At 70.5% G+C, this 14,950-nt stretch carries 13 protein-coding genes; 7 read left to right on the top strand and 6 right to left on the bottom strand.

Features of this window, described 5'->3' with window-relative positions; genetic code table 11:
* Positions 1–136: 136 nt before the first annotated feature.
* Positions 137–1,120: an RDD family protein gene (locus ACFXJ8_RS00240; RefSeq protein ID WP_379641595.1), complete on the bottom strand. Its 984-nt coding sequence runs from the start codon at positions 1,118–1,120 to the stop codon at positions 137–139.
* A 28-nt stretch (positions 1,121–1,148) separates the two neighbouring features.
* Here ACFXJ8_RS00240 and ACFXJ8_RS00235 point away from each other — a divergent pair, with 28 nt between their 5' ends.
* Positions 1,149–2,141, top strand: a complete 993-nt coding sequence (locus ACFXJ8_RS00235; protein ID WP_379641594.1) for a stage II sporulation protein M — start codon at positions 1,149–1,151, stop codon at positions 2,139–2,141.
* Positions 2,142–2,149: 8 nt separating this feature from the next.
* On the opposite strand, the gene ACFXJ8_RS00230 is transcribed toward ACFXJ8_RS00235, so the two are convergent.
* From ACFXJ8_RS00230 to ACFXJ8_RS00210, 5 genes are read right to left on the bottom strand one after another with little or no spacing between them, the layout of a single operon-like run.
* Positions 2,150–3,448: a DUF58 domain-containing protein gene (locus ACFXJ8_RS00230; RefSeq protein ID WP_379641593.1), complete on the bottom strand. Its 1,299-nt coding sequence runs from the start codon at positions 3,446–3,448 to the stop codon at positions 2,150–2,152.
* A complete protein-coding gene (locus ACFXJ8_RS00225; protein WP_379641592.1) occupies positions 3,448–4,428 on the bottom strand; it encodes an AAA family ATPase in 981 nt (326 codons plus the stop codon). Before ACFXJ8_RS00225 ends, ACFXJ8_RS00230 begins: the two co-directional genes overlap by 1 nt.
* Positions 4,418–5,542: a DUF4350 domain-containing protein gene (locus tag ACFXJ8_RS00220; RefSeq protein WP_379641591.1), complete on the bottom strand. Its 1,125-nt coding sequence runs from the start codon at positions 5,540–5,542 to the stop codon at positions 4,418–4,420. The genes ACFXJ8_RS00225 and ACFXJ8_RS00220 overlap by 11 nt, the downstream gene beginning before the upstream one ends.
* Positions 5,539–6,147 carry a DUF4129 domain-containing protein gene (locus ACFXJ8_RS00215; protein ID WP_379641590.1) on the bottom strand — a complete coding sequence of 203 codons (609 nt, stop codon included), beginning with the start codon at positions 6,145–6,147 and terminating at the stop codon, positions 5,539–5,541. The genes ACFXJ8_RS00220 and ACFXJ8_RS00215 overlap by 4 nt, the downstream gene beginning before the upstream one ends.
* Positions 6,144–7,385 carry a glycerophosphoryl diester phosphodiesterase membrane domain-containing protein gene (locus ACFXJ8_RS00210; RefSeq protein WP_379641589.1) on the bottom strand — a complete coding sequence of 414 codons (1,242 nt, stop codon included), beginning with the start codon at positions 7,383–7,385 and terminating at the stop codon, positions 6,144–6,146. The genes ACFXJ8_RS00215 and ACFXJ8_RS00210 overlap by 4 nt, the downstream gene beginning before the upstream one ends.
* Positions 7,386–7,600: 215 nt before the next feature.
* Between ACFXJ8_RS00210 and mtrA the strand changes: the two genes are divergently transcribed.
* The 6 genes from mtrA to ACFXJ8_RS00180 all read left to right on the top strand — a co-directional run bounded on the left by mtrA (position 7,601) and on the right by ACFXJ8_RS00180 (position 14,904).
* The gene (gene mtrA / locus ACFXJ8_RS00205) at positions 7,601–8,278 is read left to right on the top strand and encodes an MtrAB system response regulator MtrA (RefSeq protein WP_043620615.1); all 678 of its coding nucleotides are present in this window, start codon (positions 7,601–7,603) and stop codon (positions 8,276–8,278) included.
* A 14-nt stretch (positions 8,279–8,292) separates the two neighbouring features.
* Positions 8,293–10,020: an MtrAB system histidine kinase MtrB gene (gene mtrB / locus ACFXJ8_RS00200; RefSeq protein ID WP_379641588.1), complete on the top strand. Its 1,728-nt coding sequence runs from the start codon at positions 8,293–8,295 to the stop codon at positions 10,018–10,020.
* Positions 10,010–11,773: an LpqB family beta-propeller domain-containing protein gene (locus ACFXJ8_RS00195; protein WP_379641587.1), complete on the top strand. Its 1,764-nt coding sequence runs from the start codon at positions 10,010–10,012 to the stop codon at positions 11,771–11,773. Before mtrB ends, ACFXJ8_RS00195 begins: the two co-directional genes overlap by 11 nt.
* A 360-nt stretch (positions 11,774–12,133) precedes the next feature.
* A complete protein-coding gene (locus ACFXJ8_RS00190; protein ID WP_379641586.1) occupies positions 12,134–12,811 on the top strand; it encodes a ComF family protein in 678 nt (225 codons plus the stop codon).
* Between the two features lie 578 nt (positions 12,812–13,389).
* Positions 13,390–14,049 carry a ribosome hibernation-promoting factor, HPF/YfiA family gene (hpf, locus tag ACFXJ8_RS00185; RefSeq protein ID WP_379641585.1) on the top strand — a complete coding sequence of 220 codons (660 nt, stop codon included), beginning with the start codon at positions 13,390–13,392 and terminating at the stop codon, positions 14,047–14,049.
* Positions 14,050–14,235: 186 nt separating this feature from the next.
* Positions 14,236–14,904, top strand: a complete 669-nt coding sequence (locus ACFXJ8_RS00180) for a response regulator (RefSeq protein ID WP_379641584.1) — start codon at positions 14,236–14,238, stop codon at positions 14,902–14,904.
* The last annotated feature ends 46 nt before the right edge of the window (positions 14,905–14,950 follow it).

The raw sequence follows: 14,950 nt of genomic DNA, 5'->3' as shown, positions 1-14,950 counted from the left end.
TCTGGCGCTGTGCTCTCCAGGCGTCCAGGGCCGGGGTCGAAGGGGCTGCCCCTGGGAAGAACAGTCCGAACGCGCGTAGCGCGCCACTGTGAAGGGGCCATGCCCTTGCTTGTGGCCCACGGGCGGGTGAGTTGGGTTACTGGGGTGGGGCGAAGCCACCCGGGGTGACGCCGGGCGGCGCGGGAGCGGGGTCGGTAGGTCCGGTAGGCCCGGGCGTGGGTCCGGACCACCCGGATCCGGGCGTGGAGACGGGCCCGGGTCCTGGCCAGGCGGGCGGGGTGGCTGGGGCATGCGGATGAGAGTACGGCCCGCCGTACGGCACAGACCCCGCTCCCGCCCTCGCCTGTGGATAACCGGCCGGAGCGGGAGCGCCCTGTGGATAACCCAGCCGAGCCTGGTCCCGCCTCCGCCGTTCGGCCAGCACCGCGCTGAGGTAGGCATGCGGAGGCACCCCGGGCGGCGGGGGTGGCGTGACGTAGGCGGCCACCTGCGTGGCGATCCGCACCCCCATCTCGTGCTGTACGGCAGGCGACAGGTCGCGCCACCGCACGAGGTACTGCCGAGCCGCCCCCGCCACCTCGCCCGGCAGCTGGGAAAGCTCCAGCGTCCGCGCCCATGCTTCCAGCGCGGGCGGCATCAGCACCGGCTCGGACGTCCCGCTCGGCCCCCGTTCGGAGATCACGATCGTGCCCGCGAACGCGTCACCGAGCCGCTTGCCCCGCTGGGAGACCAGGGAGGCGATGAGCGCGGGCGCCCCGAAGAACATCCAGAACTCCAGCACCCCCGCCAGCCCCCTGAACAGCGCCTGACGGAACCGCTCCGGCCCGCCGTCGTCGCTGACCACCCGCAGCCCGCAGACCAGTTTGCCGAGGCTGCGTCCCCGCGTCGCCGTCTCGAAGACGACCGGGTATCCCACTATCACCAGCACGCTGACCAGGATCGACACCGCGGCCGCGAGGGCGGGGTCGGACACGACGGCGGTGGCGAAGATCAGCATCACGGCCCCGACCATCAACACGATCTGCACGATCATGTCGATCACGAGCGCCACGGCTCTGATGGGCGGCTGAGCCACCCTGACCTCCACGACGACGGCGTCGCCGGTTACCACCTCGGACATAAGTGGAGCCTAGTGCCAGAATGTCCCGGTGGACATTGACGCCTTCGTCGCCGCGCACCGCCCCGCGTGGGACCGCCTGGAGCATCTGGTACGGCGGCGCAAGTCGCTGACCGGCGCGGAGGTGGACGAGCTGGTCGAGCTCTACCAGAGGGTGTCGACCCATCTGTCGATCGTGCGCTCGGGCACGCAGGACGCGGTGCTCGTCGGAAGGCTGTCCGCCCTGGTGGCCAGGGCGCGTTCGGCGGTGACGGGCGCGCATGTGCCGGTCTGGCGGGAGTTCGTCAGGTTCTTCACCGTGTCGTTCCCCGTGGTCGCCTACCGGGCCAGGTGGTGGTGGCTGGTCACGACGCTGGCCTTCCTGGCCGTCTCGTGGGTCATGGGCGCGTGGGTGGCGGGCAATCCGGACGTGCAGGCCGCGATCGGCACGCCCGAGGAGATCAAGCAGCTCGTCGAGCACGACTTCGCCGACTATTACTCGGAGAATCCCGCCGCCTCGTTCGCCAGCCGCGTGTGGATCAACAACGCGTGGGTGTCGATGCAGGTCATCGTGTTCGCCATCTTCCTCGGCCTGCCGATTCCCTGGGTGCTGTTCCAGAACGCCGCGAACGTGGCGGTCTCCGGCGGCCTGATGGCCTCGCGCGACAAGCTCGACGTCTTCTTCGGCCTGATCCTGCCGCACGGCCTGCTGGAGCTGACCGCGGTGTTCCTGGCCTCGGCGGTGGGCATGCGGCTCGGCTGGATGGTGGTCGCGCCGGGTCCGCGCCGCAGGATCGACGTGGTGGCCGAGCAGGGCAGGGCGGTGATCAGCGTGGCCGTCGGGCTGGTGGTGGTGCTGTTCGTGTCGGGGCTGATCGAGGCGCTGGTCACGCCGTCGGGCCTGCCGACGTGGGCGCGCGTGGGCATCGGGGTGCTGGCCCTGGTGGCTTTCCTCGCCTACATCGGTTATTTCGGGCGCAAGGCGGAGCTGCAGGGGGAGACCGGCGACCTGGAGCGGGCGCCGGATGTCGTCCCCACCAACTGATCAACTGATCAGAGCCGCCCAGCCGCCTTCAGCGCCAGGTAGGCGTCGGCCAGGGCGGGTGCGAAGTCCTCGGGCAGCGCGTCCACGACCTCGACGCCGTGCCCCCTCAGCCTGGCCGTGATCCGCTTGCGCTCGGCGATGGCACGTGAGGCCGCCGCGGCGTCGTAGACGAGCTCCGCCGTACCGCGGCCTGCGGCCATCTCGGCGACGCGCGGGTCGGAGACGCCCGCGACCAGCACCAGGTGCTTGGCCGACAGCTGCGGCAGCACCGGCATCAGGCCCTCGTCGAGAGCGGCGGAGTTGAGGTCGGTGAGCACGACCACCAGCGCGCGCCGCCTGGCCCTGGCCAGGATCGAGGCGACCATGCCGGGCGCGTCGGACTCCACCAGCGACGCCTCGATCGGCGCCATGACGTTCACCAGCGCCGACAGCAGCTCGGTCCTGGAGGCTCCGGCCACCCACGCGCGTACGGCCCTGTCGTAGGCGAGGAAGTCGACCTGGTCGCCCGCCTTGGCGGCCAGCGCGGACAGCAGCAGCGCCGCGTCCATCGACCAGTCGAGGCGCGGCCAGCCCGCGCCGAGGCGGCCCGCCGAGGTGCGTCCGGTGTCGAGCACGATCAGCACGCGCCTGTCGCGTTCGGGCCGCCAGGTGCGCACGACGACGTCGTTGCGCCTGGCGGTGGCCCGCCAGTCGATGGAGCGCACGTCGTCGCCGACCACGTACTCCCGCAGCGAGTCGAACTCCGTGCCCTGCCCCCTGACCAGCGCCAGATGGCTGCCCTCCAGCTCGCGCAGCCGCGCCAGCCGCGAGGGCAGGTGCTTGCGGGACAGGAACGGCGGCAGCACCCGCAGCGTCCACGGGACGCTGTGGTCGCCTTGGCGCGCGGCGAGCCCGAGCGGTCCGAGCGCGCGTACGGTCACCGCGACCGAAGAGCGGTCGCCGCGGCGGGTGGGCGTCAGCTGGAGGTCGATCCGCCGCTTCTCGCCCGGCGGCACGTCGATCGGCACCGACCGGACCGCGAGCCCGGCCGAGGGCTGCCACGCGTCGCGCAGCACGCCACGGACCCGGCGCGGCCCTGGGTTCTCCACGACGAGCGTCACGGCGGCCGACTGGCCGAGCCGTACCGTCGTGTCGCCCGAGCGGGTGAACCTGAGCGGCCGCACCGAGCCCGCCAACAGCAGGTCCACCACGACGGCCGCGGCCAGCAGCAGGCAGCAGGCCGCCAGCGCGTAGCCGGGGCCGGGCGCGAGCACGACCACCACGACGCAGAGCGCCGCGACCAGCCCGGCGCGCCCCGTCAGCGCCATCAGCGTGGAACCGGCACGGCGGCCAGGATGCCGTCGAGCAGGCCGTCGGCGGTCGCGCCCTCCAGCTCGGCCTCCGGCCGCAGCTGGATCCTGTGCCGCAGCGCGGGCCTGGCCAGCGCCTTCACATCGTCAGGCGTCACATAAGTACGGCCGGACAGCCACGCCCACGCCCGCGAGGTGGCCAGCAGCGCGGTCGCGCCGCGCGGCGAGACGCCGAGCTGCAGGGAGGGCGACTGCCTGGTGGCCCTGGCCAGGTCGACGATGTAGCCGAGCACCTCGGGCGCCACGTGCACGGCGGCCAGCGCCTCCCGCCCCGCCGCCAGGTCGTCGGCGGAGGCGACCGGCTTGACCTGGCTCAGGTCGCGGGGGTCGAATCCGCGCGCGTGCCGTTCGAGCACCGAGATCTCCTGCTCGCGCGGCGGCAGCGGCACGGTCAGCTTCAGCAGGAACCGGTCGAGCTGCGCCTCGGGCAGCTGGTAGGTGCCCTCGTACTCGACGGGGTTCTGCGTCGCGCACACCACGAACGGGTCGGGCAGCAGCCGCGCGTCGCCCTCGACGCTGACCTGCCGCTCCTCCATCGCCTCCAGCAGCGAGGCCTGCGTCTTCGGCGGCGTGCGGTTGATCTCGTCGGCGAGCAGCAGGTTGGTGAAGACGGGCCCCTCGCGGAACTCGAACTCCGACGTCTTCGCGTCGTAGATCAGCGAGCCGGTCACGTCGCCCGGCATCAGGTCGGGCGTGAACTGCACGCGCTTGAAGTCGAGCGACATCGCCGCCGCCAGCGTGCGCACCATCAGCGTCTTGGCGACCCCGGGCACGCCCTCCAGCAGCACGTGGCCCCTGCACAGCAGCGCGATGACCAGCCCTGTCACCACCGCGTCCTGGCCGACGACAGCCTTGGCCACCTCGGCGCGCAGCGCGCCGAGCGCCTCGCGCGCGTCGTCGCCGCGCCCCGCCACGCGGGTGGTCTCCTCAGTGTTCACGAACCAGCCTTTCGATCTCGTCCAAGTATCCAGCCAGGGCCACGAGCTCCGTGTCAGCGGCGGGCGGTGGGCCGTACAGCACCGCTGCGAGCCAGCCGGGGTCCTGCCCCGTCCGTACGGCCAGCGCCGCGACGACCTCGTTCGTCCCCGCGCCCGAGCCGAGCCCGAGCCTGGGGACGAGCCGGTCGAGCGCGCCGACGCGCAGCGCCTCTGCCGCCTGGAGCCTGGCCCTGCGGGCGTTGTAGAGGCGGCCCCTGCCCTCCACGGTCTCGGCCGCCCTGACCACGACGGGCAGCCGTTCGGCCACCACCGGCCCCAGCCGCCTGCCCTGCCAGAGCGCGGTCACCCCGACCGCGACGGCCGCCATCAGCACCGCCCACGGGATGCTCGCGGGCAGCAGCTCCACGAAGCTCTTGCCGCCCGGGCCGGCCACCTGCTCCTCGCCGGGCGCGACGGGCGCGGGAACCAGCCAGGTCACCGCCCTGCGGGTGCCGAGCAGGTGCAGGGCCAGAGCGGCGTTGCCGTCCTCGGCCAGGCGCTGGTTGGTCATGAAGTCGCCGTTGCCGACCGCGGTGACCGTACCCGAGACCATGAGCGACCCGCCGTAGCAGGAGGTGCCGCCCGCCTCGAAGCCCATACCGCCGAGGTAGACGCTGCCCGCCGCACGGGCGGCGGGCAGGTCGCAGCCCGGCTCGCGGGAGCGCAGCCGCAGCCCGCGCTCGGCGACGATGTCGGGCGCGAGCACGTCGAAGTACGGCTGGTCGCCGACCACCACCCTGGCGCCGGGGATCGCGGCCAGCCGCTCGGCCTCGTCGTAGCCGCCGTCCCACGGCGCGCCGACCAGCAGCAGCCGGTCGCCCTCGCGGGCCAGGGACTCGGCGGCGGACACCGAGTCGACCCTGTCGACCCGCACGCCCTGCGCCCTCAGCAACTGCGCCAGCGCCTTGGAGCCGCGCAGCGAGGTGTCGTCGGGGTCGAGGTAGCGTCCGGGCCCCGCCCCGCCCGCGATCACCGCCGCGATCACGGCCGTCAGCACGACCAGCAGCCCGACGAGCACGCCCGCCCTGGCGCGCCGCCACAGCCCGGCCGCGGTGGGGGACGTCGAAACGCTCACAGCGCCACCACCGGCCTGGCCACGCGGAGCCGTTCGTCCAGCTCGCGCAGCATCGCGTAGGAGTCGGGGGTGCCAGGCACGCCGCCGTAGGCGACGTCGTCGAAGGCGCGCGCGGCGGCGGTCAGCTCGTCGGCGAAGGCGGGCAGCGACCGGCCCGCCTCGGCCGCCAGCTCGTCCGCGGTACGGCCGGGCAGGTTGTCGACCAGCGCCCTGTCCTGCAGATCGCGGGCGATGGCGCGCAGCCGCTCCTGGACGGCCTCGGCCCAGCGGCCCTCGGCGGCCAGGCGTTCGGCGGCCATACGGTGTTCGGCCGCGGTCATCGCCCTGCCGCCGAACAGGTCGCCGGAGTCGTCGGCGCGGGTGCGCGCCGACCTGCGTGACAGCCACACCGTCACCCAGACGGCCACCACGACCACCAGGATCAGCAGCAGCGCCGCGAGGACGGCCCCGACAGGGGGGCCGCCCGGCACGACGTCGGTGAGGTCGCCGAGCCACTGCTGGAACATGCGCCAGAGCCTGTCGGGCAGCGGTTCGTCGGCGTACTCGGCCCTGGCCAGCTCTTCGGCGGCCCTGCGCTGGGCCTCCTCACGACCAGGTGGGGTCACGGCCTGCGGGCGTTCGACGGGTGCCAGAGCTCGTCGGCGGAGGCGTGGACCCAGCCCTGACGCTGCTGTTCGAGCGCGGCGGTCTGCAGGACGAGGTCGAAGGCCTCGCTGCGCATCCGCCTGTCGGTGTAGAGCAGGCCCGTCACGCCCGCCTGCAGCGGATAGGTGATCATCGCGCCGAGCGTGGTGCCGATGGCGAACACGACGGCGACCAGGATGGTGGCGCCCGTGGAGCCGCCGCCCATTACGCTCACGACGCCCGCGATCAGCCCGAACGGGAAGCTGAGGACCATGCTGACCACATAGACGATGATCATCGTGAGGAGCAGGATGCCGAGCACCCGCCAGAAGTCACCGCTCACCAGCCGCCATGAGCGGCGCAGCGCCTGCACCGGGCCGAGGCCCTCCAGCACCACGGCGGGCGCGGCGAAGGAGAGGCGGGTGTTGATGAACAGCATGTAGCCGATGTACAGGATCAGGAACAGGGCACCCAGGCCGACCGCCGCTCCGGCCGATCCGTTCGCGGCGACGGCGACGATGATCAGGGCGATCGGTACGGCGGGCACGAGCATGATCGCGATGATCAGCAGGATCACCCCGAACAGCGCGGGCACCCTTGAGGCGACCAGCCGCCATGCCTCGCCTGCGGTGATCTTCCCGCCGAAGACCGCGCGGCCGAGGATCCTGATGATGACGCCCGTCAGGATCGTGACCGCGACGAGGCTGACGACCGAGGAGATGATCGTGGGCAGCGTCTGCGACAGGAAACCGCCGCTTTCCAGCGCGTCGGCGTTGGCTGCCGTCGGGTCGGACATGATGGCGCCGAACGAGCTGAACGCCAGCGCCTGACCGATCGACACCGGAATGGCGGCGATGGCCGCCACGATCGCCGACAGGCCCAGCACCGACTTGGGGTTGGACCTGATCAGCTTGATCGTGCCGTCGTAGATGTCGCCGAGGCCGAGCGGGCGAAGCGGGATGATTCCCGGACGCAGCGCGGGCGGCGGCGCGTAACCGTACCCTTGGGGTCCGTACCCTTGGGGGCCGTAACCTGGCTGACCGTAGGGCGGCTGACCGTGCGGCGGCTGACTGTGGGGCTGCTGACCGGGGGGCGGCGGCGGGGGAGCCGGTTGCTGCCAGGCGGACGGGCCCTGGCCGCTGTAGGGGGAACCGGGGGCCTGGTAGGGCGGAGGCTGCTCAGCCGACCAGCCGGGCGGCGTCTCGTGACCGTCTGACATACACCAATCCTGGCATGATGGGCGACTCATTGGTGTAGTCGGTCTTCGGGGATGGCCGAAACACGCCCTTGTCTTGCAGACTGAGATTACGGGGGTTACCAGGGAGTCTAAAATTCGGCTTTCAATGGTCTGATGGTTATGCCATGAGCCAGGCAAGGGTAACCTTCAGCAACCATGCGGGTATGTCCCACAATGCGTAGAACGAATGAGGGGCCATGAAAGGTCGCGTGCTGGTCGTCGACGACGACGCCGCTCTTGCCGAGATGCTCGGCATCGTACTGCGGGGCGAAGGTTTTGAACCGTCCTTCGTATCCGACGGCGACAAGGCCCTCGACGCGTTCCGGGACACGCGCCCGGACCTGGTCCTGCTCGATCTGATGCTGCCGGGGGCCGACGGCATCGACGTGGCGCGCAGGATCAGGGCTGAGTCGGGGGTCCCGATCGTCATGCTCACCGCCAAGAGCGACACCATCGACGTCGTGCTCGGCCTGGAGTCGGGCGCCGACGACTACATCGTCAAGCCGTTCAAGCCGAAGGAGCTCGTGGCCAGGGTGCGCGCGCGGCTGCGCCGTACCGACGAGCCGACGCCCGAGATCCTGCAGATCGGCGACATCACCATCGACGTGGCGGGCCACTCGGTCAAGCGCGGCGAGGAGACCATCAACCTCACCCCGCTGGAGTTCGACCTGCTCGTCGCGCTGGCCCGCAAGCCGCGCCAGGTCTTCACCCGCGAGGTGCTGCTCGAGCAGGTGTGGGGCTACCGGCACGCGGCCGACACCCGCCTGGTCAACGTGCACGTCCAGCGGCTCCGCGCCAAGATCGAGAAGGACCCCGAGCACCCCGAGATCGTGGTGACGGTCCGCGGCGTGGGCTACAAAGCCGGTCCTGCCTGACCCCCGCTTCTCTCATGCCTCCGTCGAAGAGCAGGATTCGCCGCAGGACGCTTCGCCAGATTCTGGGCGGCGTCCGGCGGCGGGCACGGCGCGCGGCAGGCATGGTCAGGCGCACCTGGCGGCGATCGCTCCAGCTCCAGGTCATCACCAGCACGCTGGTGATCTCGGTGACCGTGGTGGCGGTGCTCGGCGTCTTCCTGGTCCAGGAGATCAACACCTCCGTCGTCAACGGCCGCAAGCTGTCGGCCGCCAACGAGGCCACCGCCGACCGGGTGGCCATCATGGCCGCCCTCAACGCCGAGCCCATCGAGCCCGCCAAGCAGGGCGAAGGCGGTCCGCCCGCCGCCGAGGACCCGCTCGACACCGCGGTCAACAGCATCATCGGCACCGGCGAGAACGGCTGGCGCAAGCGCTACCAGCTGCTCGTGCTCAACCCCACCAAGCCGGGACAGTCACGCGCCACCGGCAGCGTCCTGCCCAGCGACATCCCCGAGGACCTGCGCGGCCGGCTGCAGATCAAACGCGACAGGCACAGCCTCAACGACCCGCTGCAGGGCGTCTACCGGATCACGTTCGCCGCCGGCAGCGAACCGCAGCTCACGCTGGTCGTGGGCGCCTTCATCGAAGACGGCTACGAGATCTACCACTTCTTCCCGCTCACCGACGAGGAGTCGCTGCTCTCCGTCGTCAGCCAGGTGGTCCTGGTCGTGGGCATCGGCCTGGTGCTGCTGCTCGGCGCCATCGCCTCCCTGGTCACCCGCCAGGTCGTGACTCCCGTACGGCTGGCCCGCCAGGCCGCCGAGCGCCTCGCCTCCGGCCGCCTCGACGAGCGGCTCAAGGTGCGCGGCGAGGACGACCTTGCCCGCCTGGCCACCTCCTTCAACGAGATGGCCGCCAACCTGGCGCTCAAGATCCACCAGTTGGAGGAGCTGTCGCAGGTGCAGCGGCAGTTCGTCTCCGACGTCTCGCACGAGCTGCGCACCCCGCTGACCACCGTGCGCATGGCCGCCGACCTGCTCTACGACGCCCGCGACGACTTCGAGCCGATGGCCGCGCGCTCGGCCGAGCTCATGCAGGCGCAGCTCGAACGGTTCGAGTCGATGCTGGCCGACCTGCTGGAGATCAGCCGTTACGACGCGGGCGCGGCCACGCTCGACCTCGACCCCACCGACCTGCGCGACGTGGTGCTGCGCGCCGTCGCCGACTCCGAGGCGCTGGCCGAACGGCACGGCACCCGCTTCGAGCTGCGGCTGCCCAGCGAGCCGTGCATGGCCGAGATCGACAGCCGCAGGGTCGAGCGAATCCTGCGCAACCTGCTGTTCAACGCGATCGAGCACGGCGAGGGGCGCGAGATCGTGGTCACGGTGGGCGTCGACCGCGACTCGGCGGCCGTGGCCGTACGGGATCACGGGGTGGGTCTGAAGCCTGGTGAGGAGCAGATGGTCTTCGACCGCTTCTGGCGGGCCGACCCCTCGCGGGCCCGCACCATCGGCGGCACCGGGCTCGGACTGGCCATTTCACGCGAGGACGCCATGCTGCACGGAGGATGGCTGCAGGCGTGGGGCGCACCGGGAGAGGGGTCGCAGTTCAGGCTCACGCTGCCCCGCACGGCGGGGGCTGAGCTGAAGGGGTCACCGCTTTCGCTCGTGCCGCCGGAGGTGGAAATGCGACGGACATGGCGCGGGCACATCACACCGGTCCTTTCGCCGGTGGCGGGGGAAGGGGTTTTCCATGCGGAGTAGGAGGATCCTCCTGTCCGTCATGGCGGCGGGCGTGGTGTGCGGCAGCTCCGCCTGCTCGGTGATCTCGGTGGGCGGCCCGCCCGAGCAGGTCAAGCAGGGCAACGCCGCCGACTCCCTGAGCAAGCCGTTCCAGCGCATGGTCGCCACCGAACCCCAGCCCGACTGGGACCCCGTCAGGACCGTCAAGGGCATGCAGGCCGCCATGGCCAGCTTCGACGACGTCGAGCAGAAGATCCTGCGCAGCTATCTCACACCCGAGGCCAAGCGCGCGTGGCAGCCGGGCAACTCGGTGATCGTCGTCGAGGACAACCCCAGCTACGTGCCGGTGGGCGACGACATCGTGCAGCTCGAGGCCAACCAGATCGCCGTCATCCACGACGACGGCTGGTACGAGCCCAAACGGGAGAAGCTGACCCTCCAGTTCATGGTGGCCAAGACCCCGCAGGGCTACCGCGTCTCCAGCCTGCGCAACGGGCTGATGCTGCTCACCGCGGCCGACGTGCGCAGGGCCTACGCGCCCGCCGACATCTACTTCCTGGGCGGCTCGGGCTCGCAGGACAACCTGGCCGCGCTGCCCGTCGTCGACCACGTGTGGCTGCCGATCAACCCCACCAGGTCGCTGGCCGAGACGATCGTCGACCGGCTGCTCGAAGGGCCGAGCGAGTCGCTGCGCGGGGCCGTGTCCACCGCGTTCGATGGCCTCAGCCTCGACCGGATCGCGACCGACGAGGAGACCGTCGTGGTCTACCTCGAAGGCAAGAAGAGCGACCCCATGTCGGTCGAGGCGCTGAAGAGGCAGCTGCAGTGGAGCCTGCGCGAGGTCACCAAGGGCAGGAACATCGAGGTACGGCTCAACGGCGAGACCTTCTTCGACTCGGCGCCGCTGACCATCGGCTCCAAGGACAGCGACACCTGGCTGCGCTCGCCGGCGAGCAAGGTCTACTTCGTCCAGAACGGCCAGCTCATGTGGCTCGGCGCCAACGGCGCGGGCATCGCGTTCCCCGGCCCGGTCGGCCAGCTCGGCGACACCTACAAGGAGCCGGCGATCACCGGCATCCCCGGGCCCGCCAAGGGCGACCCCGCCGAGTACGTGGCCGCGCTCAAGAGCGACGGGCGCAGCATCTGGACCAACAGGCTCTCGCCCGACAGCCAGTGGCAGGAGGCGATCAAGGGCACCAACCTGACCCCGCCTGCCTGGAACTGGAACGGCACGCTGTGGACCGTCGACCGGATCGACGACCACACCTCCTACGTGCTGCGCTACGACATGTCGAACCTCGAACAGGAGGTGACGCGCATCGCGGCGCCCGACCTGAACGGCAAGCACGTCATGGCGTTCAAGGTGGCGCGCGACGGCACCCGGGTGGCGGCGATCGTCGCCGACGGCGGTGCGGTGTCGGTCATGGTGGGGGTGATCGCGGGCGACCGGCTCGACCACTTCCAGACGTTGTACACGGCTGAGAAGAGCGAGGAGATCAAGGACCTGGCCTGGAAGGACTCCGAGCACCTGATCGCCTTGGTGGGGAGCAGTTCGGGAAACACGCCCAGGGAGATCGACATCAGCAACGGGCAGCTCAGGGAGCTGGCCGCGCACAAGCACATCACGTCCATCTCGGCGCTGAACGAGCGGCTGGTGGCCGGCACCGGGGCGGACGACGAGGGCGGCGGCAAGGTGCTGGAGCTGGTGCAGGACAAGTGGGCCGACACCAAGGTCCAGGACGGCACCTCGTCGCCCACCTTCCCCCTCGACTGACTTGCGCGCGGAGCGCTCCCTGGCCGTCGCCTGACGACCCGGCCCGCGCACCTCGCCCCCGCCCGTCCACCACCCCGGCCCGCGCCGCCTGACCCCTTGAAGAACCCAGCTCGTGCCCGACAGGGCGTCGCCCTGGGGCGGATTTCCCGGAGCCCCTCAAGGACCCCAGCCCACGCCCCCACCAGGCGTCGTCCCTGGGGTCGTTGTTCCCAGAGCCCTTCAGAACCCCAGCCCGCGCGCCACCCGCCTGCCCCCCTTTGAAACCCCAGCCCCCGCCTCACCTGAGGTCCATCGGGAACGCCCAGCCGCGGGGACCTTCAGGGCCGGGTTTTGTCGGTGCCGTCCGGCAACCTGGTTCACGTGCTCGACCTCCTCCTGCCCACCCGCTGCGTCGGCTGCGCCGCCCCGGGCAGCCTCCTGTGCGACGCGTGCCTGGTCGTCACCCCCGCCCCCCGCACGCCCCACCCCGCCCCCGAGGGCCTGCCGGTCTGCTGGTCGGCGACCCTCTACGAGGGCGCGGCCCGTCAGGCGGTCCTTCACTACAAGGAGCGCGGCCGTACGGCGCTCGCGGCCCCCTTAGCCCAGGCCGTCGCGTTCACCATCGCCATGGCCGTCCCCGAGGGCGGGCTGGCCGTCGTCCCCGTGCCCAGCGCCGGCCGTGCCGTACGCGCCAGAGGTCACGACCCGGTGCCGCGCATGGCCGCGCTCGCCGTACGCCATCTGATGCGGCTGGGCCGGCAGGTCACTCTCCGCACAGACCTGCGCCAGAGCAGGAGGGTGGCCGACCAGGCGGGCCTCAGCGCCGCGCAGAGGGCCGCCAACCTCGCCTCGTCCCTGCAAGTCACCCAGGCAGGTAAAGCGGGTCTGAGTGGCCGCTCAGGCCCGCCCGTGGTCATCGTGGACGATGTGGTCACCACGGGCGCGACCCTTGCGGAGGCGGCCAGAGCGGTGCGTGAGACGGGGGTGACGGTGGTCGCGGCGGTGACCTTCGCCGCGACACGCCGACACGCTCGAACGGCTAGCGATCACGGAGGGTAAAGAGAATGCCAAGTCGGGAGGCTCGCCGGTTCGCTACATGTGTCTTCCCCGTTCCCAGCTCATCGCTCTGGAGAGGCAGGTCCAAAGGTGTATTCAGCTACCAAAGGCGGCATCTCGCACCCCCTGTGGACCCGAAGAAAATCACAGAAAGTGATCTTTTGGGCGATCCCCAGGCTGACATTCGGTCAGGATGCAGATAGCGTTCTGACATGGCACCCGTTCGGGTCCGTGGTTGCGCAGAGCCGGGGGTCCCGGCTCCGCTAGCCGATGCCAGCCGCAGGCGAAACGGTCCACGTAAGGCGACTCTTTGTCGACTGATCACGGTGCGGCTTAGAGGTAAGTCCTGCCTTCCCGAGGGTCCAGATGTCCCTCGTCAAGAAGAGAAGGGCAGTAGTGGCACTGAGCTGCGAACCCCTCAGCAGGCGGATGTGGGGTCGAAGACCAGGTCGGCCGAGCGGGTGCCACTGGAGTAGCTGGTGACGATGTGGCGAAAGAGGGTAACGGTGAATCATGACCTCGTCCGACGGGCACATCGTCGGGCGCTCTGTCTCAGTCGTTAGGCGAAGGGGGGCTGTTGCATGGACATCATCGTCAAGGGCCGGCACACAGGAGTGAGTGATCGGTTCCGAGACCACGTGACGACCAAGCTGGCCAGGATCGAACGTCTGGACAACAAGCTCATCCGAGTCGATGTGGAGGTGTCGAAGGAACGCAACCCCCGCCTCGCCGACCAGCGCGAGCGTGTCGAGCTGACCATCCACTCCCGAGGACCGGCCATCCGCGCCGAGGCCTCGGCCGACGACCGATTCGCCGCCCTCGATCTCGCCCTCGACAAACTCGAAGGCCGTCTGCGGCGCATCGCAGACCGGCGCAAGGTGCATCACGGCAACCACGCGACCCCTTCCGTGGCGGAGCTGACAGCCGCACTCGCCGACGTGTACGACACGATGCCGGAGGCCACCGTCGTCCCCGCGCAGGAGGAGTCGGAAGAAGACTTCCTGCCCGACGACAAGGCCTACGACGACATCGTCCCCATCGCGATGGACGGCGACGGACCCTGCGTCGTCCGGGAGAAGTTCCACAAAGCCGAGCCCATGACCATCGACCAGGCCCTCCTCGAGATGGAACTGGTCGGCCACGACTTCTACCTTTTCCGTGACAAGGAGAGCGGTCAGCCGAGCGTCGTCTACAGCAGGCGCGGTTACAACTACGGCGTGTTGCGGCTCGTCGAGCCCTGATTTACGCCAACGAAGATCCTCTCGACCACCCTAGGACCGCAAAAGCCTGGCATCATGGCGGTTCAACGGCTCTGGCCCCCCACGAGGAGGAGACGTGAGCGAGCGCAGCGAGCGAGTCGAGGCGGCGCGCCTCGGCCACGTGAGCGAGCGAGCCATCAGGCAGATGCGGTCCGCCGAGGAGGCCGCATGAGCGACCCGATCCGCGTGATGATCGTTGACGATCACGAGCTGATCAGGCGCAGTCTCGTGCTGGCTCTGGCCGCAGAGGACGACATCGAGGTGGTCGGCGAGGCCAGCGACGGTCAGGAGGCCGTCGAACTCGCCGACCGTCTCCTGCCCGACGTGGTGTTGATGGATGTCCGCATGCCCCGCCAGAGCGGCATCGAGGCGACGCGCGGCATCAAGGCGTCGGTCCCCAGCACGAGGATCATCATGCTGACGGTCAGCGACGAGGAGGAGGACCTCTTCGAGGCCATCAAGGCGGGCGCGACCGGATATCTGCTCAAGGACGTCCAGATCGACGAGGTGCCTGACGCGGTGCGCGGGGTTCACGAGGGCCAGTCCCTCATCAACCCCGCCATGGCGGCCAAGCTCATCACCGAGTTCGCCAACATGAGCCGCAAGGAGGCCGAGCGTCCGCCGCAACTGCCGGTGCCCCGGCTGACCGACCGGGAGATGGAGGTGCTGCGGCTGGTGGCCAAGGGGATGAACAACCGCGAGATCGCCAAGCAGCTGTTCATCTCGGAGAACACGGTGAAGAACCACGTGCGCAACATCCTGGACAAGCTGCAGCTGCACTCCAGGATGGAGGCGGTGGTCTACGCCGTTCGCGAACGCATGCTGGAGATCACCTGAGGCGCGCCCCCTTCCGGCGCTGAGGGGGACGCCTTTCGAGCCTGCC

It is taken from the genome of Nonomuraea sp. NPDC059194 (assembly GCF_042754765.1).
GTDB lineage: Bacteria > Actinomycetota > Actinomycetes > Streptosporangiales > Streptosporangiaceae > Nonomuraea.
The sequence above is the reverse complement of the archived record's forward strand: the minus strand, read 5'-3'. Positions and strand labels throughout refer to the sequence as shown.

Bases quoted from the DNA above. Each gene is read 5' to 3' on its own strand.
- ACFXJ8_RS00240 (WP_379641595.1), bottom strand. From the start codon at position 1,120: ATGTCCGAGGTGGTAACCGGCGACGCCGTCGTCGTGGAGGTCAGGGTG.
- ACFXJ8_RS00230 (WP_379641593.1), bottom strand. From the start codon at position 3,448: ATGGCGCTGACGGGGCGCGCCGGGCTGGTCGCGGCGCTCTGCGTCGTG.
- ACFXJ8_RS00210 (WP_379641589.1), bottom strand. From the start codon at position 7,385: ATGTCAGACGGTCACGAGACGCCGCCCGGCTGGTCGGCTGAGCAGCCT.
- mtrA (WP_043620615.1), top strand. From the start codon at position 7,601: ATGAAAGGTCGCGTGCTGGTCGTCGACGACGACGCCGCTCTTGCCGAG.
- mtrB (WP_379641588.1), top strand. From the start codon at position 8,293: ATGCCTCCGTCGAAGAGCAGGATTCGCCGCAGGACGCTTCGCCAGATT.
- ACFXJ8_RS00195 (WP_379641587.1), top strand. From the start codon at position 10,010: ATGCGGAGTAGGAGGATCCTCCTGTCCGTCATGGCGGCGGGCGTGGTG.
- hpf (WP_379641585.1), top strand. From the start codon at position 13,390: ATGGACATCATCGTCAAGGGCCGGCACACAGGAGTGAGTGATCGGTTC.
- ACFXJ8_RS00180 (WP_379641584.1), top strand. From the start codon at position 14,236: ATGAGCGACCCGATCCGCGTGATGATCGTTGACGATCACGAGCTGATC.